Below are 18664 nucleotides of genomic sequence, written 5' to 3' on the forward strand. Positions count from 1 at the left end.
CAAAGGTTAAACCTCGGAGAATCCTTCGTGGAAGCGGCAGCTAGAGCCCTTCCCACTCAGGCTGGATCAACCTGAATGGAGGAGAAGGGCTCCAGATATAGCCGGGACAGGGTCTAGGGCGCGAGCGCCGCGGCGGGCGTGGCCTCGAGATCGTCCGCCCCGTCCATGAGCCCGTCGGCGAGGCCGGGCGCCTGCGCCAGCACCTGGCCCGAGTAGACCCGCGCCAGCGCGCCCTTCGACCGCATCCACGGATCGTCGGAGCCCGCGGCGGCCAGGGCCTGGCGGCCCAGCATGGCCCCGCCGATCACGTCGCCGGCCAGCTTCAGGTAGGGCGTCGCGGCCGCCAGGCTGGGGACGCCGCGGTGGGCCAGCAGCCAGTCGGTGGCCCGCTCCAGCGCCGCGACGCCGGCGGCCAGGCGGCGGCCGACGGACGCCAGGTCGGGGACCTCGCTCAGGTGTTCGGCGGTCAGCGCCAGCTCGGCGCAGAGCGCGCGCATCACCGCGCCGTCCGCCATGCCGATCTTCCGGCCGACGAGGTCTATGGCCTGGATGCCGTTGGTGCCCTCGTAGATCGGGGCGATGCGGGCGTCGCGATAGTGCTGGGCCGCGCCGGTCTCCTCGATGAAGCCCATGCCGCCGTGCACCTGCACGCCCAGCGAGGCCACCTCGACGCCGACGTCCGTCGACCAGGCCTTGGCGATGGGGGTGAGCAGTTCCTGGCGGGCCCTGGCGGCGGCGCGCTCCTCTTCCGTCTCCGCCAGGCGGCCGACGTCGGCGAGGACGCCGGTGGTCAGGCAGATGGCGCGTGCAGCCTCGATCTTGGCCTTCATCAGCATCAGCATCCGGCGCACGTCCGGATGGCCGTAGATCATGCCGTCGGCTTCCCAGACGGTGCGGCCCTGCTTGCGCTCCTGGGCGAAGGCGAGCGCCTGCTGGAAGGCGCGCTCGGCGATGGCGACGCCCTGGACGCCCACCTGCAGGCGCGCGGCGTTCATCATGACGAACATGTGTGGCAGGCCCTGGCCCAGCTCGCCCACCAGCTCGGCCTCGGCGCCCTCGTAGAGCATGACGCAGGTGGGCGAGCCGTGGATGCCCAGCTTGTGCTCGATGGAGCCGGCCCGGAAGTCGTTGCGGGGGCCGAGGCTGCCGTCGTCCTTGACCTGGTATTTGCTGGCCAGGAACAGGCTGATCCCCTTCACGCCGGGGGGCGCATCGGGGGTGCGGGCGATCACCAGGTGGCAGATGTTCTCGGCCGCGTCGTGGTCGCCCCAGGTGATGAAGATCTTCTGGCCCGACAGGCGCCACCCGCCCTTGCCGTCGGGCCTGGCCATGGCGGTCAGGGCGGACAGGTCCGAGCCGGCCTGCGGCTCGGTCAGGCACATGGCGCCGGTCCATTCGCCGGAAACCAGCTTGGGCAGCACCAGGCGCTTCTGGCGTTCCGTGCCGTGCAGGGCGAGCGCCTCGATGGCGCCCTGGGTCAGCATGGGGCAGAGGCCGAAGGCCATGTTGGCGGCGTGCACCATTTCGAAGACCGCAAGCTCCATGGCCTTCGACAGGCCCTGGCCGCCGTGCTCCGGGTCGGCGGAGAGCGAGTTCCAGCCGCCCGCGACGAACGCCCTGTAGGCGTCCGCGAAACCCGGCGCCGCGGTGACGTGGCCGTTCTCATATCGGGCGCCCTGGACGTCGCCGACGCGGTTCAGGGGCGCGAGGACATCGGCGGTGAAGCCGCCGGCGGCCTCCAGCACCGCGGCCACGGTGTCGGCGTCGAGCTCCGGGAAGGACCGGGCGATCAGGGCGTCGTGGCCGACACTGGAAAGCGCAAGGGCGAGGTCCCGGACGGGCGCGCGGAAGGTCATGGATGGGCTCTTCTAGGTCGGCTGGCGGCGGTTGTTTTAGGCTCAGGCGCCCCAGATGTCGCGGGCGTAGCGCACGAAGGCGCCGCCGAGGATCTTCTCGATCCGTGCGGGCTTGTGGCCGCGCGCGGCCAGCAGGCGCTCGAGCTCGCGGAACTGGCCCGGGCCGCGCAGGTCGTCGACGAAGGGGTGGGTGTCGGCCCGCTCGCCGGGGGCGGAAATCCCCTTGGCCACGCGATCGGCATGCTCCTTGGCGAGCGCGGTCTTGTAGGCTTCCAGGTCGTCGATCTGGGTCGTGCCGCCATCGGTGCCGATGCCCACATGGTCCTCGCCGCAGACCTTCAGGGCGTGTTCGATGTGGGCCACCACGTCGGCGGCGGCAGCGTGGCCGGAGAGGTTCAGGAACGGCATGAAGTAGATGCCCACGAAGCCGCCCTTGTCGGCCACCAGGCGCAGCTCCTCGTCGGTCTTGTTGCGCGGCAGGTCGGTGAGCGCGCGGCAGCCGGTGTGGTTGATCGAGATCGGCTGCTTGGAGGCCAGCGCGGCGTCCAGGCAGATCTGCCGGCCGGAGTGGCTGAGATCCACCATCGCGCGATTGGCGTTGATGCGTTCGATCACCTCGCGGCCGAAGGGTGTCAGGCCGCGATCCTCAGGCGCCATGGAGCCGCCGCCGAGCTGGTTCTCGTTGTTGTAGGTGAGCTGGAAGACCCGCACGCCCATGTCGGCGAACGTGTCCACCCGCCTGGCGTCCTTGCCCATCATCGCGCAGTTCTGGAAGCCGTAGATCAGGCCGATCTTCTTCTCGGCCTTGGCCCGGGCGATGTCGGCGGTGGTGAACACCTTCAGGAGATCGCGCGGATTCTCGCGCACGATCCGGTCCCAATAGGCCACGTCGGCCACCGTGCTCTCGAAAGGCTCCTTTGGACCGAAGACGTAGCCCAGCGTGCAGTTGACCGCGGTCATGCCCGAGGCGTGGGCGTCGCCGAGGATGCGCGGGGTCATGACGACGCGCGGCAGGTCCGGCGTGTTCGGGTCGAGCAGTCCGCCCAGGGCGTTGATCACCGTCCAGCCGGCGATGGGGTCCTTTGGCGCGGCGAAGGCGGGCGCGGCCGCGGCGGCGGCGCCCAGCGCCAGGACGGCGCGGCGGTCGAGGCTCATGGGGCGTCTCTCAGTTCCTGTTCGGTGGGCGGCCTGAAGTCGGCGCGCGGATAGGCGCGGCCACGCTTGATCGTGGTCTCCAGGCTCTTCAGGTTCTCGATGTCGGCGGTGGGGTCGCGGCCGAGGACGATCAGGTTGGCGAGCTTGCCCGGCGCGACGGTCCCCATGTCGGAGCCTTGCGCGGCGGCGCGGGCCCCGACCTCGGTGGCGGCATGGATCGCCTGGGCCGGCGTCAGCCCCGCCTTGCCGACCAGCAGCGACAGCTCGTCATAGACGGTCGGCCAGGGATCGGAGGCGGGCGCGATCCCGTCGGTGCCGGTCGACAGCGGCACGCCGGCCAGGAAGGCCTGGCGGGTCAGGGCCACGGCGAGATCCAGGGGGCAGAGCGGGGCGCGGCCCTTGGGGTTCCTGGCGAACCGCTCAGCGTCCTCGGCGTAGACCCGCAAGGTGGGGTCGAGGATCGTCCCCTGCGCCTTCATCCGCGCGAAGAGGCCCGCCATCACGGCGTTGTCGCCGCCGATCATGGCCTTGGGATCCACGGGGACGCGCGCCTGGTAGGAGGCCGGAACGCCGGCCACCTGATAGGCCATGTAGCAGGTGTGGGAGGTCACGTCGGGCTTCGCATCCAGCACCTGGGCCGGCGTGGTCGGAAAGATGGCGCTGTGGGTCCAGACGGCCATCCCCTGGCGGTGCGCCTCGGCGGCGATCTTCCTGACCAGATCCGGCGGCAGGTTCGCGTAGATCTTGACCGCCGTGGCGGAGGTCCCCTTGGCCAGGGTGACGGCGGTGCGGATGTCGGTCCCGGCGTCGATCGCCTGCATCCAGGGCGCATGGCCGGGCTCGACGCCGAAGTTCGCCGCATGGGTGCGCGGATCGACGAAGAAGCTCGGGCCGGCCATCAGGGCGGCATAGAAGATGTCCGGCCCTGGAACCTCGGCGGCGCGGGATTCCCGGGCGAGCTCGGCCACCGAGCGCAGGTCGTCGGCCATGTCGCGGATGGCGGTCACCCCGCCGTAGAGGTCGCGGCGCATGTTGGCCTCGGCCGCGCGGCGGTTGGGCGGCGTGGCCAGGTGCTCGTGGGAATCGACCAGGCCGGGCGCCAGGTACTTGCCCATCAGGTCGACGACGTGCGCGCCGGTCGGGACCGCAAGCCCGGCGTCCGGCGTCACGGCCTTGATCCGCTCGCCCTCGACCAGCACCGACATCCCCGGCCGCGTCGGGCCGCCGGTTCCGTCGATGAGGCTGGCGTGACGGTAGAGGGTGACGCCCGGCGCGTCCGCGGCCCGGCCGGGACCCGCGGCGAGTACGGCGACGCAGGCCGCCACGGCGGTTCCCAGGCCCAATCGGATCACGCACGTCCCCCTTGCCGACGCCGTAAGCGATAGGTCGCGCCCGGGCGGCGGGCAAGGGCAACGCGGCGTCACCCTGGGCGTTAGGCGCGGCATGGAGATGTTCCGCGCACTGATCGGGCCCGACAACGGCGACGCCACCGCCGCCCAGCTCTGCGCCCGCGCGATCATCCTGTTCCTGCTCGGCATCGCCTACATCCGCATCGCCGGGCGGCGGACCTTTTCGAACGCCTCTCCGCTCGACATCGTCGTGGCCCTGGTGGTGGGTTCCAACCTCAGCCGCGCGATGACCGGCAAGGCTCCGTTCTGGCCGGCCCTGGCCGCGACCCTCCTGCTCGTCGTGCTGCACCGGGTGTTCGCCATGCTGACGCTGCGCTGGGGCTGGCTCGCCAAGGTGATGAAGGCCCAGCCGGTGACCCTGGTCCGCGATGGGGTCGAGGACCGCAAGGCCATGCTGTGGCACGGGATAGGCGAGGCCGACCTGCGCGAGAGCCTTCGCCTGGAGCAGGCCGAGACTCCCGGCGAGGTGCGCCTGGCGACCCTGGAGAACAGCGGCAAGATCAGCGTCATCCGGCGTGCGTCCGGCGCGGGCTGACCGGTCATACGCCGTAAATCCGCTCCGCCGGACTTGGGGCTAGGTTCCGCGCCCACCATCTTGGGCCGATGCCCGGAGCTCAACCATGATCCGTATCTGCGCCGCCATCCTCGCCTTGACCCTCGGCCTGGGCGGCGCGGCCGTCGCGGCGCCGTCCACGACGGATCCGGGCAAGGTGCCCGCCGGCAGCTACGTCCTCGACAAGAAGCACGCGAGCCTGACGGTGAAGATCGTCCACATGGGCTTCTCGCACTACACCCTGCGCCTCGACGGGCTGGACGGGAGCTTCACCTACGACCCGGCCAACTGGCAGCAGACCAAGGTCAATTTCACCGTCGATCCCAAGTCGGTCGACACCCACGACCTTTCCTTCGACAAGCAGATCGCCGGCTACTTCGAGGCCGACAAGTACCCGGTCATCACCTTCGTCTCGACCGCGGTCGCCGGCGGGGCCGACGGCAAGGGGACGGTGACCGGCGACCTGACCTTTCACGGGGTGACCAAGCCGGTGACCCTGGACGTCACCTTCGACGGCGCGGGCCACGGGATCACGCCGCTCGGCACCCGCCTGGGGTTTTCGGGCTCGACCCAGATCAAGCGATCCGACTTCGGCCTCACCGGCTTCGTCCTGAACCAGTTCACCAGCGACGAGGTGGATGTGATCTTCGAGGTCGAATTCGAAAAGAAGTAGTAGGTAGGGCGAAGCTTCGCAGGGAAGGCATCCGATGACCAACGCTCGCTACGCCCGAGGCCTGGGCGGCAAGAGCCGCTACGCGACGGCGGCGATCATCATGCACTGGCTGATCGCGCTCGCCATCGTGGCGCAGGTCCTGATCGCGTGGCGGATGGGCGGCAAGACCCCCGAAGCCTTCGCGCTGCTCCAGTTGCACAAGTCGATCGGCATCGCGATCCTGGTGCTGAGCATCGTTCGCCTGGGCTGGCGCCTGACCAATCCGCCGCCGCCGGAACCCGCGGCCCTGGCGCGTTGGGAGCGGGTGCTCTCGGCGATCGTCCACTGGGGTTTCTACCTGATCATGATCGGCATGCCGCTGACCGGCTGGCTGATGGTCTCGACCAGCCGCACGGCGATTCCCACCATCCTCTTCTGGTCCGTGGCCTGGCCGAACATCCCGGGGACGGACGGCCTCGCCCCCGCCGCCAAGCAGATCGCCAACGCCATCGGCAAGAACGGCCACGAACTCCTGGCGTTCGGCTTCTACGGCCTCTTCGGGCTGCACGTGGCCGGGGCGCTGAAGCACCAGCTTTTCGAGCGCGACACGCCGGTGCTGGCGCGGATGGCGCCGGGCGCCGTCGCCGGCCGCTGGTGGGATCCGCGCCTGCTGCTGATCGTGCTGGCCGTGGCCGCGACCGCCGCCTTCGGCCAATTCGTCCAGCCGCCGCGCCCGGCCTCGGGCCCGGCTCCGGCCGCCGAGGCGCCGGCGGCGCCCTTCCTGCCCGAGACCCCGGCCGCTCCGGCTCCGGCCGCCGCCGCCGCCGCGGCGTCGTCCGCAGTCCCTGCGGCGCCGGCGCAGGCCGCCCCGACCGGCGCCGTCGCCTGGAAGGTCGCGCCGGGCTCGAGCCTCAACTTCCAGACCAAGTGGAGCGGCGACGCCGTCCAGGGCCGGTTCAACGCCTGGAGGGCCGACATCCTCTTCGGCCCCGACGCGCTGGAGAAATCCAAGGTCACCGTGACCATCGACATGACCTCGGCCAAGACCGGCGACGACCAGCGCGACGCCTCGCTGCCGGCCGCGGACTGGTTCGACGCCGCCACCCATCCGAAGGCGGTGTTCACGGCCACGAAGTTCGAGAAGAAGGGCGAGGGAAGCTATGTGGCCCATGGGACGCTCGACCTGCGCGGCGTGACCAAGCCGGTGGACCTGCCCTTCAAGCTGAAGATCGTCGGCGACAAGGCGCAGGTGAGCGGCGAGACCAGCCTCGACCGGACCCTGTTCGGCGTGGGCCAGGGTGAGTTCGCCGCCACCGACCAGGTGCCGGCCAAGGTGACGGTTCGCGTCCAACTGAACGCCACACGCGACAAGCGGTAGGCCCGCGGCGTTGACAGGGCGAGGCGCTGGCCGGAGCTTCGCGGCAGCTTCACCTACCAGCGTTAGGACATGAAGATGAGAACCCTGCTCCTGGCCGCCTGCGCCGCGATCGGCCTCGCCGCGGCGAGCGCCGTCGCCGCGCCCGCGATCCCCGCCTATGTGGACGCCGCCGTCGCCGACAAGGGCCGCGACGCCGACCGCGACGCCGACGCGCGCCGCCACATCGCCGAGGTGGTCGCCTTTTCCGGCGTGAAGCCCGGCGACAGGGTCGTCGACCTGATCCCGGGCTCCGGCTACTTCACCAAGGTCTTCTCGAAGATCGTGGGCGAGAAGGGCCACGTCTACATGATCTGGCCCACCGAGTACGCCAAGGAGGCGCAGCCCGATCCGGTGAAGAACGAAGAGCTGGCCAAGACCGGCTACGCCAACACCTCGGTGATCCTGCAGCCCGGCGCGGCCTTCGCGACGCCCGAGCCGGTGGACCTGGTGTTCACGGTCCAGAATTACCACGACTATCCGGACAAATTCATGGGCAAGATCGACCCGATGGTCCTCAACCGGGCGGTCTACAAGGCGCTGAAGCCCGGCGGGATCTTCCTGGTGGTCGACCACACCGCCGAGGCCGGCTCCGGCATGCGCGACACCGACACCCTGCACCGCATCGACCCGGCGATCGTCAAGAAGCAGGTCACCGACGCGGGCTTCGTCTTTGTGGGCGAGAGCGCCGCCCTGAAGAACCCTGGCGACGACCTGAAGAAGCTGGTCTTTGACAAGAGCATCCGCGGCCACACCGACCAGTTCATCTACAAGTTCCGCAAACCCAGGTAGGCGCTTTGGCCCGCGGCGGTGTAACCCACCGCCGTGGACGCCGCCGCCGACATCGCCGCCAAGATCGAGATCGCCGCCGCCGCGCTTCGGGCCGGCGGCCTGGTCATCCTGCCGACCGAGACGGTCTATGGCCTGGCGGCCGCCGCCGCCGATCCCCGCGCGGTGGCGAGGGTCTATGAGGCCAAGGGCCGGCCTGCCTTCAACCCCCTGATCGCCCATGTCGCCAACGTGGCCGCGGCCCGGCGGATCGCCCGCTTCGACGACCGGGCCGAGCGGCTGGCGGCGCGGTTCTGGCCGGGGCCGCTCACCCTGGTGCTACCGGTCTCCGACGAGGCGGCGGTCTGCGACCTCGCCCGCGCGGGCCTCGACACCGTGGCCGTGCGCAGCCCCGCCCATCCGCTCGCCCACGCCCTGCTGGAGGCCTTCGGCGGCCCGATCGTCGCGCCCTCCGCCAACCGCTCCGGTCGGCCCAGCCCCACGACGCTCGCCGACGCGATGGCGGAAACCGGCGCGGCCGCGGCCGCGGGCCTGGACGGCGGACCCTGTCAGATCGGCCTGGAGTCGACGGTCGTCGCCTTGCTCGACGTCCCACGCCTGCTGCGTCCCGGCGCCGTCACCCGCGCCGAGATCGAGGCGGTGATCGGCCCGCTCGCCGAGGCCCAGGCGGACGCCAGGCGCTCGCCCGGCCGCCTGGCCCGCCACTATGCGCCGGACCTGCCGCTGCGCCTGAACGCCACCGAGCCGCGCGACGGCGAGGTCTGGCTGGGCTTCGGTCCCGGCTTCCCGGAGCCCCTGAACCTGAGCCCGGCCGGCGACCTCGCCGAAGCCGCCGCCAACCTCTTCTCCTACCTGCGCGCCGCCGACCGCTCCGGCGCCGCGGGCATCGCCGTGGCCCCGATCCCGGACACCGGCCTCGGCGAAGCCATCAACGACCGCCTGCGCCGCGCGGCGGGCTACGTCGGCTGAAGGGCCGACCGGATGTCGGTTCTGGCGAAGTCGTCGCCCTTGAAGAGCAGCGGCGCCTCGAGGGTCTTGGCGAGAGCGTAGGCGAAGCAGTCGGCGAGGTTGAGGCGCGCCGGATGGAAGCCCTTGCCGAAACGAAGGTAGGCGTCGAGCGCTTCAGTCGCCAAAGGCAGGTCGGGCCGTAGAGTCACGCCGACGCCACTGAGCCAGATATCGAAATCCCGTCGGTTCGCGACCACCTTGCGGCGAACGAGGAGCAAGCCGGTCTCCAGATAGTTTGGCGCGGCGATATGGGCGGCGTCGCTTCGCTCCAGCACAGCGATATATCGATCCCGGTCGGGCTCCTGCGCGGCGATTGCGACGAGTGCGGAAGCGTCGACGGCGATCAATCGTCATCCTCAAGGCCGGGAATCTCGTTGATCTCGTCCCATTCTTCCTTGGTGACCGGTGCGACAGGTCCGCGAATGCCGGCGCTTGCCCGCATCCGGTCCGTCGCGGCAATGATTTCCGCGGCGGTAGGCCGCCTCTTCGGCAGGGCCTCCGCCAGAGCTCGGTCGAGGGCGCCATCGATCACGCCGGTGATCGTCTCTCCCTTGAGTGTCGCCAATTCGCGCGCCTTGCGCTCTGTCTCGGGGTTCTTGATCAGGATGGCCATCCGCCAGGCTCCATATATATCGGAGTATATACTGGAAACGCCGACCCGCGAAGCGTAGTTTCGCCCTCATGACCGCGCCCGTCCCCGCCGATGTGCTCTCCCGCCTGAAGGCCGTGCTGGGTGAGGGCGGCTGGAGCCAGGATCCGCAGCGGCTGGCGCCCAAGCTGCTGGAATGGCGCGACCGCTGGAGCGGCGAGACGCCGTTCCTGGCCCTGCCCAGGACCACGGCGGACGTGGCGGCGGTGGTGGGAATCTGCTTCGAGGCAGGGACCCCGATCACCACCCAGGGCGGCAACACCGGCCTGGTCGGCGGCCAGATCCCCATGGGCGAGGTGCTGCTCTCCACCGAGCGGCTGCGGGCGATCCGCGAGAGCGACGCCTTCGACGACGTTCTGGTGGCCGAAGCCGGGGTAACCCTGTCGGCGGTGCACGAGGCGGCGGCGGCCATGAACCGGCGCTTCCCGCTGGGCCTGGCGTCGGAGGGCTCGGCGACGGTCGGCGGGGTGGTCTCCACCAACGCCGGCGGGACCCAGGTGCTGCGCTACGGCATGACCCGCAACCTGGTCTTGGGCCTTGAGGCGGTGATGCCGAACGGCGAGGTCTGGAACGGGCTGAAGCGCCTGCGCAAGGACAACACCGGCTATGACCTGAAGCAGTTGCTGATCGGCGCGGAGGGCACCCTGGGCGTCGTCACCGCGGCGGCCTTGAAGCTCTATCCGGTGATGGCCTCGCGGGCCGTGGCGATGATCGGGCTGGAGAGCCCCGCGGCGGCGCTGAAGCTGCTGGTCCGCGCCAAGGACGAGACCGGCGGGGCGGTCGAGGCTTTCGAACTGATGGGTCGCCTCGGCGTCGATTTCGCGCTCAAGAACATCGCCGGGACGCGCGATCCGCTGGCGGGCGTGCATCCCTGGTACGTCCTGGCGGAGTTCTCCTCCGGCGAGCCGGGGTCGGCCGAGGCCTCGATGGAGCGGTTCCTGGCGTCCGGCCTGGAGGACGGGCTGATCGCCGATGCGGCGGTCGCCCAGACCGACAGCCAGGCCAAGGCGCTATGGGCCATCCGCGAGAACCAGTCCCCCGCCCAGAAGCCGGAGGGCGCCACCTGGAAGCACGACGTCGCGGTGCCGGTGAGCCGGGTCGCGGACTTCCTCGCCGAGGCGGACGCCGCCATGCGCGCCTTCGCCCCCGGCTGCCGCATCGCCGCCTTCGGCCACATGGGCGACGGCAACATCCACTACGACGTCCTGCGCGCCGACGGCGGCTCGGACGCCGAGCACTCGGCGCGGCGCGACGCCGGTTCGCGGATCGTCCACGACATCGTGGCCGCCATGGGCGGCTCGATCAGCGCCGAACACGGCCTGGGCTCGATGAAGACCGAGGAGGCCCGGCGCTACAAATCTCCCGTCGAGATCGAGGCCCTGTCGGCCATCCGCCGCGCGCTCGACCCCAAGCGGATCATGAATCCGCGGGTGCTGTTCTAGGGCCCTTGGCGCCATCGCCGGGACACGGCAAAGCATCCCGCGATGCTCATCGTCCTTTCCCCGGCCAAGGCGCTCGATTTCACCGCGCCGCCGATCAGCGCGCCGATCAGCGCGCCGCAGATGGCCGACCAGACGGCCGAGCTTGCCGTGGTCGCCAAGAAGCTGCGGGTCGCCGACCTGAAGCGGATGATGGACCTCTCAGACGCGCTGGCGAAACTGAACCGCGAGCGGTTCCAGGCCTTCCAGCCGGACAGCGAGGAAGGCCTGCAGGCGGCCTTCGCCTTCAACGGCGACGTCTATCTTGGGCTCAAGGCGCGCGAGCTGGACAAGCGCGCGCTGGGCTGGGCGCAGGACCATCTGCGGATCCTGTCGGGCCTATACGGCGTGCTACGCCCGCTCGACGCCATCCAGCCTTACCGCCTGGAGATGGGCGTGCGGATCAAGACCAGGCGCGGCGCCAGCCTCTACGACTTCTGGGGGCCGCGGGTGGCGCAGGCGCTGGACGCGGCCTTGGCGGGGCACAGGCGGAAGGTCGTGGTGAACTGCGCCAGCCAGGAGTACTTCGGCGCCGTCGACCGCGCCGCGCTCAAGGCCGGCGTCGTCACCTGCCGCTTCCTGGAAGAGAAGGACGGCGAGGCGCGGATCATGTCGTTCTTCGCCAAGCGGGCGCGCGGCGCCATGGCCCGCTTCGCCATCGACAACCGGATCGACAAGCCGGAGGACCTCAAGGCCTTCGACGTCGACGGCTACCGCTTCGTCCCCTCGCTTTCCGGCGAGGACGCGTTCACTTTCGCCCGGCCGCAGCCGCCGCCGGTGGCGCAGGCGCGCGCGGCGGCGAAGGCGGCGGCCCGATCATGAATCACAACTGCTGAAAGGGAGGCATCGGTCATGGCGTTCAAGCCGTTCGACCTGACGGGAAAGGTGGCGCTGGTCACCGGCGGCAATGGCGGCATCGGCCTCGGCATGGCCGAGGGCCTGGCCGCGGCCGGCGCCAGCGTCGCCATCTGGGGGCAGAACCCCGAGAAGAACGCCAAGGCGGAAGCCGCGCTCAAGGCGCACGGCGGCAAGGTGCTGGTGCAGAAGGTCGACGTGGCCGACGAGGCCGCGGTGGTGGCGGGCGTCGCCGAGGTGATCAAGACCTTCGGCCGCCTGGACTTCTGCGCCGCCAACGCCGGCATCGGCGGCGGCGCGCCCTTCGACGAGATGACCACCGAGAAGTGGCGCCGGGTGACCACGGTGAACCTGGACGCGGTGTTCTGGACCTTCCGCGAAGCGGTCCGCCACATGGTGGAGCGCGCGAAGGACGGCGATCCGGGCGGCTCCCTGGTCGTGACGTCCTCCACATCCGCCATCCACGGCGCGCCGCGCAACGAGGCCTACGCCTCCACCAAGGCCGGCGTCCTGGCCATGGTCCGGGGCCTGGCGGTCGAGTATGCGCGCCACGGCGTGCGGGCCAATTCCATCCTGCCGGGCTGGATCGCCACCGACATGACGGCCGGCGCGCAGGGCAATGAGAAGTTCAACGACCAGGTCATCCGCCGCGTGCCCTTCCGCCGCTGGGGCGAGGGCGACGATTTCTCCGGCATCGCGGTCTACCTGGCCTCGGACGCCTCGCGCTTCCACACCGGCGACAGCTTCGTGATCGACGGCGGCTACACGATCTTCTGACCTTCCCCCTCGGTGTCATCCCGGTTTCGCGAAGCGAAGACCGGGATCCATAAACGCGGATGGCGCCGAAGCTGCTGAAGCGGCGCTGCTGCGTTTATCCGAAGCTTGAGCTTATGGGTCCCGGACAAGCGCTGCGCGCTTTCCGGGATGACACTGGATGGGCGGGTGCGCCATCGTGCTCAAAACGAGGAAACGCCCCATGACCCTGCACACCAAGCTCTGCGACCTCCTGGCCGTGCAGCACCCGATCATGCTGGCCGGCATGGGCGGGGTCTCCTACGCGGAACTGGTCGCGGCGGTGAGCAACGCCGGCGGCTACGGGGTGCTGGGCATGGCCGGCCGAACGCCCGACTTCATCCGCGACGAGATGCGCAAGGTGAAGTCCCTGACCGACAAGCCGTTCGGCGTCGACCTCTTGGCCGCCAGTCCCGACAGCCTGACCGCCAGCGTGGAGATCATCATCCAGGAGGGCGCGTCCGCCTTCGTGGCGGGCCTGGGCGTGCCCATGCCGATCATGGAGAAGCTGAAGGCCGCGGGCCTGAAGGTCATGGTGGTCTGCGGGGCGGTGAAGCATGCGGTGAAGGCCGAGCAGGCCGGCTGCGACGCGGTGATCTGCCAGGGCGGCGAGGGCGGTGGGCACACAGGCCTGGTCGGCACCATGCCGCTGGTGGCCCAGGCGGTGGAGGCGGTGAAGATCCCGGTGGTGGCCGCGGGCGGGCTCTATGACGGGCGCGGGCTGGCCGCGGCGCTCAGCCTGGGCGCCGTCGGCGTCTGGATGGGCACCCGGTTCATCGCCAGCCAGGAAGCCCACGCGGGCCAGATGTACCGCGAGGTGATCGTCGAGGCCTCCGACGAGGACACCGTCCGCACCCGCAGCTATTCCGGCAAACCCATGCGGGTGAAGAAGAACCCCTACGTCGAGGAGTGGGAGAGCCGGCCTGCCGACATCCAGCCCTTCCCGCAACAGGCGATCCTGTCCAGCCGCGCCGGCGTCATGGGCGGCATCGGCGGCCAGGTGGAGGGCCTGGACATCGACCGCTCAGCCTTCGCCATGGGCCAGTCGGCGGGCGGCGTCCACGATATCGCCCCGGCCGGCGAGATCGTGGCGCGGATCATGGCCGAGGCGGAAGCCGCGATCGACCGCGTGGCGGCGCTTCGGGCGAAGGCGTTGGCGTAGGGAGGCGCTATGCCCATCACCTTCAACGCGCTGCTCCGAGACGCGGAGATCGATCCAAAGGGAGTCAGGCTAGTCAGGCATCAAGACAGCCGGGCTGATGCAGATCGGACACCATATGCACTTTGGCGCGACCATTCAGCGGACTTCGTAACCTATCAGTCGAGGCAGAGTCCGCGATCAGCCAGATCGTTGTCAGCGCCCTTCTGGGCCGTTTTCGTCGTTACGCCAGGAAAGGAAACCCTCTTCGCAGGGCTCTACGACGTCGGCGAGGCACAACCAGGAGAGATCGGTCTCCCCGCGGTTCACATCCGCAATGCGGTTGAAGGCGAGGAATATGTCGCGTTTGATCTCGCGCTATCTGAGCGTCTTGGTGAGTATATCGGCAAGCTTGTGATCGATTGGGGGCCTGGCTTTCTGGCGTGGGTTCAGCAGGCGGAAAAGCAGAACAAGCCGGTGTTGGAACTCCGGTCCAAATTCCAGGAGCCGGAATTCCCAGGCTATTTGAAATTCATCAAACCCCTGTCTGAAATCGAGGCGTTGCCGGTAGCTTGGAAGACTGCTCTCAGCGCCGTCAAAGGGGTATACGTTCTGACCTGCCCCAATACCAAATTGCTCTACGTAGGTTCCGCCACGGGCCAGGGTGGTTTTTATGAACGCTGGGTGCAGCATGCCAGAACCGGCGGCGACGCCCTTCAGCTAAGAATACGTGAGCCCAGCGATTATCAAGTTTCGATCCTAGAAGTCGCCGCCAGTGGGGCGCTTCCAGACGACATCGTACGCCTTGAGCATCTATGGATGCGGAAACTCCAGACCGTCGAAATGGGCCTAAATAGTGGGACTACTCGACCGTCCCCCAGGACGGACTGAGCCATAGATCTCATGGCGGCCAGTCTGCTTTCCGGTCTCGCATCTGCCGTGAGATTTAAAGCGGAGAAACGCCGAAGGCGCTCCCGCAACGGGCGCCTGAGCCGCCTATCCGCTCCTCTCCCCCGACGCGCAGCGCGAGGGGAGAGGGTAGGGAGAGGGGCGGCTCGTGAAGCGGTGATCCGCCGATGGTCCAGCGATGACCCATGAGTGGCGAGGCGACGGATCCTCGATTGACCCGCGGGAGAGACTGGCAGGCCCAGCCGCCCCTCTCCCTACCCTCTCCCCTCGGACGTCGTCTCGGGGGAGAGGAGGCTCCGCTGATCGCCCTAAGGCGCCGCCGCCAGATAGCCGTTCGGGTCCTTCAGGAAATTGCGGAACTCGGCCAGGCAGCCGGTCCAGGCGGCGACCTGGACCTTCATCCGGTCTCGGCTGTCGTCGTCGAACAGCAGGGTCGAATAGATCACGTGCGGCTTGGCGGCCCGGTCCTCGTAGCCGCGGCACATGGCCGAGGTCTGGTTGAAGGCGTTGAGCTGGGCGAAGGTCGGGCCGGGCTGGTCGGTCATGTTGTCGAACAGCACCGCCTTGCAGGCGCGCCCCTGGGCGTTGCAGCCGGCGTACTGGGCGGAGAAGTCCCCGGTCGCGGTCGAGGTGACCGTCACCAGCACCGAGTCCTCGTCCTTGTGGGCGAGCGTCGCCTTGGCGCCGACGGAAACCAGCAGGGCGATCAGGCTGGCCGGGTCGCGCGCGTCGAACGGCGCCTCGGCCTGGGCGGCGGGCTTGGTCGGCGCGGGGGCGGCGGCCGCGGCTGCGGGCTTGGGCGCCGCCGGCTTGCGCGCGGCGCCCGTCGCCAGAAGCGCGACGGCGACGAGGGCGATGGTCTTCCGGAACATGCCGCGTCGCTACCAGACCTGGCCGCCCGGCGCGAGCGCGGCCTTTGCCCGCCGGTTGGGCGCGCCACGCGCGGCGGGTTTCCGTGGCGCCGGCCCGCGGCCGTGGCTAAGCTCGCCGAAAGGTTGAGGGGAGGCCCATGGTCATCACCATCGTCGCGGCGATCTTCGTGATCCTGGCCCTGGTCGTCGCGATCGGAGCCATCAAGATCGTGCCGCAGGGCCGCGAGGTCACGGTCGAGCGGTTCGGCCGCTACACCCGCACGCTCAAGCCCGGGATCAGCTTCCTTACCCCTTTCGTCGAGGGCATCGGGCGGCGCATCAACATGATGGAGCAGGTGCTGCAGGTGCCGCAGCAGGAGGTGATCACCAAGGACAATGTCACCGTCCAGGTGGACGCCATCGTCTTCATCCAGGTGATGGACGCCGCAGCCGCCGCCTACCGGGTCACCAACCTCGACTTCGCCATCACCCAGTTGACCATGACCAACCTGCGCACCGTGGTCGGCAACATGGAGCTCGACGAGGTGCTGTCGCAACGCGACCACATCAACTCGCGCCTTCTGGAGGTGATCGACGCGGCGACCAATCCCTGGGGCGTCAAGGTGGCGCGGATCGAGATCAAGGACCTGCAGCCGCCGCCGGACATAACCAACGCCATGGCCCGCCAGATGAAGGCCGAGCGCGAGCGGCGCGCGGTGATCACCGAGGCCGACGGCGAGAAGCAGGCGGCGATCACCGTGGCCGAGGGCCAGAAGCAATCGGCGATCCTGCAGGCCGAGGGCCGCAAGGAGGCGGCGTTCCGGGACGCCGAGGCGCGCGAGCGGTCGGCCGGCGCCGAGGCCAAGGCGACGGAGCTGGTCTCCAACGCCATCGCCAAGGGCGACGTGAACGCGATCAACTACTTCATCGCCCAGAAGTACGTGGAGGCCTTCGGCAAGCTTGCCGAGAGCCCGCAGCAGCGTACGGTGATCGTGCCGGCCGACATGGCTTCGCTGGTCGGCTCCATCGCCGGCATCGGCGAGATGGTGAAGATCGCGCAGTCCGAGCAGCCGCCTGTGGGGCCGCGGCCGGCCAATCCGGCGGCGCGGCCGGCCACGCGCGGCGGCACGGCGGTCCCGCCGGCAGGGAACTGAACCATGCCCGACCCGATGAGCCTCTATCTGGCCCACCCGTTCTGGAGCTGGGCGGCGGTCGCGGCCCTGTTCCTGGCCGTCGAGGTGATGACCGGTTCGACCTGGCTGCTGTGGCCGGCGGGCGTGGCGGTGCTGGTGGCCTTCCTGGCGACCTATGCGGGCCTCGGCCCCTTCGACGCGGCCCTGGTCTTCGCGCTGCTGACCATCTCCTCGATCCTGCTGGCGCGGCGCTATCTGCCGAAGTCCCTGTTCCGCCCGCCGGGCGGCGACATCAACGACAGCGCCGGGCGCATCGTCGGCCGCCAGGGTCGCGCGGTCGTCGCCTTCGTGGGGCGCACGGGCCGGGTGTTCGTCGACGGCAAGGAATGGGCGGCCGAACTCGAGGGCGGCGAGACCCTGGCCGCGGGCGCACGAGTCGAGGTCACCGGTGTGGCCGGCGCCCAGCTTCGGGTGCGCGCCGCCTAGGCCCGCGGCGCCCGCCCTGCGCCCAACCCGGTTCGCTAAGCCGTTGGAAGCGCGCTGAAGTTTCGCAGTCGGGCGCCCTCGTCTTGACCCCCATGGGGTTCATGGCGCTTATGTGCGCCGAACGGGTCGAGCGCCCGTAACAAACGTCCAGGAGAGACTGAAGTCATGAGGCCAATCGGATTGGGGCTCCTCGTCGCCCTTATCGTCGCCATGGTGGCGCCGGCCGCCGCGATGGCTGCGCCAGCGGTCAAGGCGCCCACTGTCGACGCCGCCTCGCGCAAGCAGGGCATGGCCGACGCGCCGGCGATCCTGCAGGCGGCCGGCATCGAGTGCCCGGTGTCCGACGCCCGCCTGGCGGGCAAGGGCGCCAAGGACCCCAAGACCGGGGTCACCCCCAGCGTCTACGAAGTGGCCTGCGGCCCGGGCTCGATCGGCTTCCTGCTCCAGACCAACGGCACAGCGGCGCCCAACGTCTTCAGTTGCCTGGTGGCCAACTATCCCGCCGACATGACCAAGCCCGGCAACCCCTGCATCCTGCCGACCAACCTCGACCTGATGCCCGCGGTGACCACCCTGACCACCAAGGCCAAGGTGCCCTGCACGCCGGAAAAGGTGCGCGGCATCGGCCAGACCGCCACCAACACCATCTTCGAGGTGCTGTGCCCCGGCGGCGCCGGCTACATGGTCACCGCCAGCGCGCCGCTGCTGGTGTCCAAGGACGCCAGCGCGCTGAATTGCCTGGCCTATGACGCGGCCAACGCCAATGTGAAATGCGCGCTGGGCGAGCCTGCCGCGCGCCTGGCGATCGCCGACAAGTTCGCGGGCGCCGCCAACGTCGGCTGCACCGTGAAGGACCGCCGGTTCATCGGCCTGCTCACCGACGGCACCGAGGGCTACGAGTTCGCCTGCGCTGACGGCAAGGGCTGGATCGTCAAGGCCAGCACGACCGGCCAGGTCACCCAGAGCCTCGACTGCGCCAAGGTGCCGCCCGGCACCTGCACGCTCACCGACACCCGCGCGGCGACCGCCGAGCAGGCGAGCCTCTACACCAAGCTGGCCAAGAACGCCGGCTCCAACTGCGCCGTGACCCGCTACGCCATCTTCCCGGCTCAGGGCGACAAGGAAGTCGTGGAACTGGTCTGCGCCGACGGCGCCGGCTCCATCGGCATCTTCCCGGCGAGCGGCAAGGGCGTCGTCTACGACTGCGGCCACGCCTTGCTCGCCGGCTTCCGCTGCACCCTGGGCAAGGTCGACTACGCCGGCCTGACCGCCGACCTGAAGAAGTTCGACAAGAAGGATTGCACGGTCTCCAGCGTCGGCCAGCCGCTGAAGTCGGCGACCGGCTCCATGCGTCTGGAAGTCGCCTGCGCCGACGGCCTGCCGGGCTACATGGTGGAGTACACCGACCCGGCCACGCCTAAGGAGGCGGTCGCCTGCTCCTTCGCCGGCAACTGCACCCTGCCGACCAACAAGAAGAAGGGCTGAGGCCCTTCCTCTTCGCCGAGATCAAGGCCCGCGGTTCGCGCCGCGGGCCTTT

At 69.7% G+C, this 18664-nt stretch carries 19 protein-coding genes; 13 read left to right on the top strand and 6 right to left on the bottom strand.

All coding sequences use genetic code 11. The annotated features are described in order from the left end of the window. Window positions 1-113 precede the first annotated feature (113 nt). The 3 genes from VNW53_RS17250 to VNW53_RS17260 are packed head-to-tail and all read right to left on the bottom strand — an operon-like array spanning window position 114 to window position 4363. Entirely contained in the window at window positions 114-1856 is a 1743-nt protein-coding gene (locus VNW53_RS17250) for an acyl-CoA dehydrogenase (protein ID WP_325557081.1), read from the bottom strand. Window positions 1857-1898: 42 nt separating this feature from the next. Continuing rightward, window positions 1899-3011: a dipeptidase gene (locus tag VNW53_RS17255; RefSeq protein WP_325557082.1), complete on the bottom strand. Its 1113-nt coding sequence runs from the start codon at window positions 3009-3011 to the stop codon at window positions 1899-1901. After that, entirely contained in the window at window positions 3008-4363 is a 1356-nt protein-coding gene (locus tag VNW53_RS17260; protein WP_325557083.1) for an amidohydrolase family protein, read from the bottom strand. The genes VNW53_RS17255 and VNW53_RS17260 overlap by 4 nt, the downstream gene beginning before the upstream one ends. A gap of 97 nt (window positions 4364-4460) precedes the next feature. Here VNW53_RS17260 and VNW53_RS17265 point away from each other — a divergent pair, with 97 nt between their 5' ends. The 5 genes from VNW53_RS17265 (at window position 4461) to VNW53_RS17285 (ending at window position 8797) form a co-directional block, all read left to right on the top strand. After that, on the top strand, window positions 4461-4955 hold the full coding sequence (locus VNW53_RS17265) for a DUF421 domain-containing protein (RefSeq protein WP_325557084.1): 495 nt from the start codon (window positions 4461-4463) through the stop codon (window positions 4953-4955). 85 nt (window positions 4956-5040) lie between these two features. After that, window positions 5041-5646, top strand: a complete 606-nt coding sequence (locus VNW53_RS17270) for a YceI family protein (RefSeq protein WP_325557085.1) — start codon at window positions 5041-5043, stop codon at window positions 5644-5646. Between the two features lie 34 nt (window positions 5647-5680). Then, window positions 5681-7003: a YceI family protein gene (locus VNW53_RS17275; protein WP_325557086.1), complete on the top strand. Its 1323-nt coding sequence runs from the start codon at window positions 5681-5683 to the stop codon at window positions 7001-7003. Between the two features lie 75 nt (window positions 7004-7078). Continuing rightward, window positions 7079-7831, top strand: coding sequence for a methyltransferase (locus VNW53_RS17280; RefSeq protein WP_325557087.1), 753 nt, complete (start codon window positions 7079-7081; stop codon window positions 7829-7831). Window positions 7832-7864: 33 nt separating this feature from the next. Next, window positions 7865-8797 (top strand): L-threonylcarbamoyladenylate synthase, encoded by a 933-nt coding sequence (locus VNW53_RS17285; RefSeq protein WP_325557088.1) that lies wholly within the window; start codon window positions 7865-7867, stop codon window positions 8795-8797. On the opposite strand, the gene VNW53_RS17290 is transcribed toward VNW53_RS17285, so the two are convergent. Together VNW53_RS17290 and VNW53_RS17295 are read right to left on the bottom strand one after the other, a co-directional pair. Next, a complete protein-coding gene (locus VNW53_RS17290) occupies window positions 8785-9183 on the bottom strand; it encodes a type II toxin-antitoxin system VapC family toxin (protein ID WP_325557089.1) in 399 nt (132 codons plus the stop codon). The genes VNW53_RS17285 and VNW53_RS17290 overlap by 13 nt on opposite strands. After that, window positions 9180-9449 (bottom strand): type II toxin-antitoxin system VapB family antitoxin, encoded by a 270-nt coding sequence (locus VNW53_RS17295; protein ID WP_325557090.1) that lies wholly within the window; start codon window positions 9447-9449, stop codon window positions 9180-9182. The genes VNW53_RS17290 and VNW53_RS17295 overlap by 4 nt, the downstream gene beginning before the upstream one ends. 68 nt (window positions 9450-9517) lie before the next feature. On the opposite strand from VNW53_RS17295, the gene VNW53_RS17300 reads away from it, so the two are divergent. The 5 genes from VNW53_RS17300 to VNW53_RS17320 all read left to right on the top strand — a co-directional run bounded on the left by VNW53_RS17300 (window position 9518) and on the right by VNW53_RS17320 (window position 14639). Continuing rightward, window positions 9518-10927 (top strand): FAD-binding oxidoreductase, encoded by a 1410-nt coding sequence (locus VNW53_RS17300; protein ID WP_325557091.1) that lies wholly within the window; start codon window positions 9518-9520, stop codon window positions 10925-10927. 42 nt (window positions 10928-10969) lie between these two features. Beyond that, window positions 10970-11785: a peroxide stress protein YaaA gene (gene yaaA / locus VNW53_RS17305; protein ID WP_325557092.1), complete on the top strand. Its 816-nt coding sequence runs from the start codon at window positions 10970-10972 to the stop codon at window positions 11783-11785. 30 nt (window positions 11786-11815) lie between these two features. After that, a complete protein-coding gene (locus VNW53_RS17310) occupies window positions 11816-12595 on the top strand; it encodes an SDR family NAD(P)-dependent oxidoreductase (protein ID WP_325557093.1) in 780 nt (259 codons plus the stop codon). Window positions 12596-12794: 199 nt separating this feature from the next. Next, a complete protein-coding gene (locus VNW53_RS17315; RefSeq protein ID WP_325557094.1) occupies window positions 12795-13772 on the top strand; it encodes a nitronate monooxygenase family protein in 978 nt (325 codons plus the stop codon). 9 nt (window positions 13773-13781) lie between these two features. Next, window positions 13782-14639 carry a hypothetical protein gene (locus VNW53_RS17320; RefSeq protein WP_325557095.1) on the top strand — a complete coding sequence of 286 codons (858 nt, stop codon included), beginning with the start codon at window positions 13782-13784 and terminating at the stop codon, window positions 14637-14639. 326 nt (window positions 14640-14965) lie between these two features. Here VNW53_RS17320 and VNW53_RS17325 read toward each other — a convergent pair whose 3' ends face one another. After that, on the bottom strand, window positions 14966-15529 hold the full coding sequence (locus VNW53_RS17325) for a hypothetical protein (RefSeq protein ID WP_325557096.1): 564 nt from the start codon (window positions 15527-15529) through the stop codon (window positions 14966-14968). 137 nt (window positions 15530-15666) lie between these two features. Here VNW53_RS17325 and VNW53_RS17330 point away from each other — a divergent pair, with 137 nt between their 5' ends. The 3 genes from VNW53_RS17330 (at window position 15667) to VNW53_RS17340 (ending at window position 18612) form a co-directional block, all read left to right on the top strand. Beyond that, complete coding sequence (locus VNW53_RS17330; protein ID WP_325557097.1) at window positions 15667-16662, top strand: SPFH domain-containing protein; 996 nt, start codon at window positions 15667-15669, stop codon at window positions 16660-16662. 3 nt (window positions 16663-16665) lie between these two features. Further along, a complete protein-coding gene (locus VNW53_RS17335; RefSeq protein ID WP_325557098.1) occupies window positions 16666-17127 on the top strand; it encodes an NfeD family protein in 462 nt (153 codons plus the stop codon). Between the two features lie 165 nt (window positions 17128-17292). Next, a complete protein-coding gene (locus tag VNW53_RS17340) occupies window positions 17293-18612 on the top strand; it encodes a hypothetical protein (protein ID WP_325557099.1) in 1320 nt (439 codons plus the stop codon). Window positions 18613-18664: the final 52 nt, after the last annotated feature.

The sequence above is a fragment of the Phenylobacterium sp. genome (assembly GCF_035569475.1).
GTDB lineage: Bacteria > Pseudomonadota > Alphaproteobacteria > Caulobacterales > Caulobacteraceae > Phenylobacterium.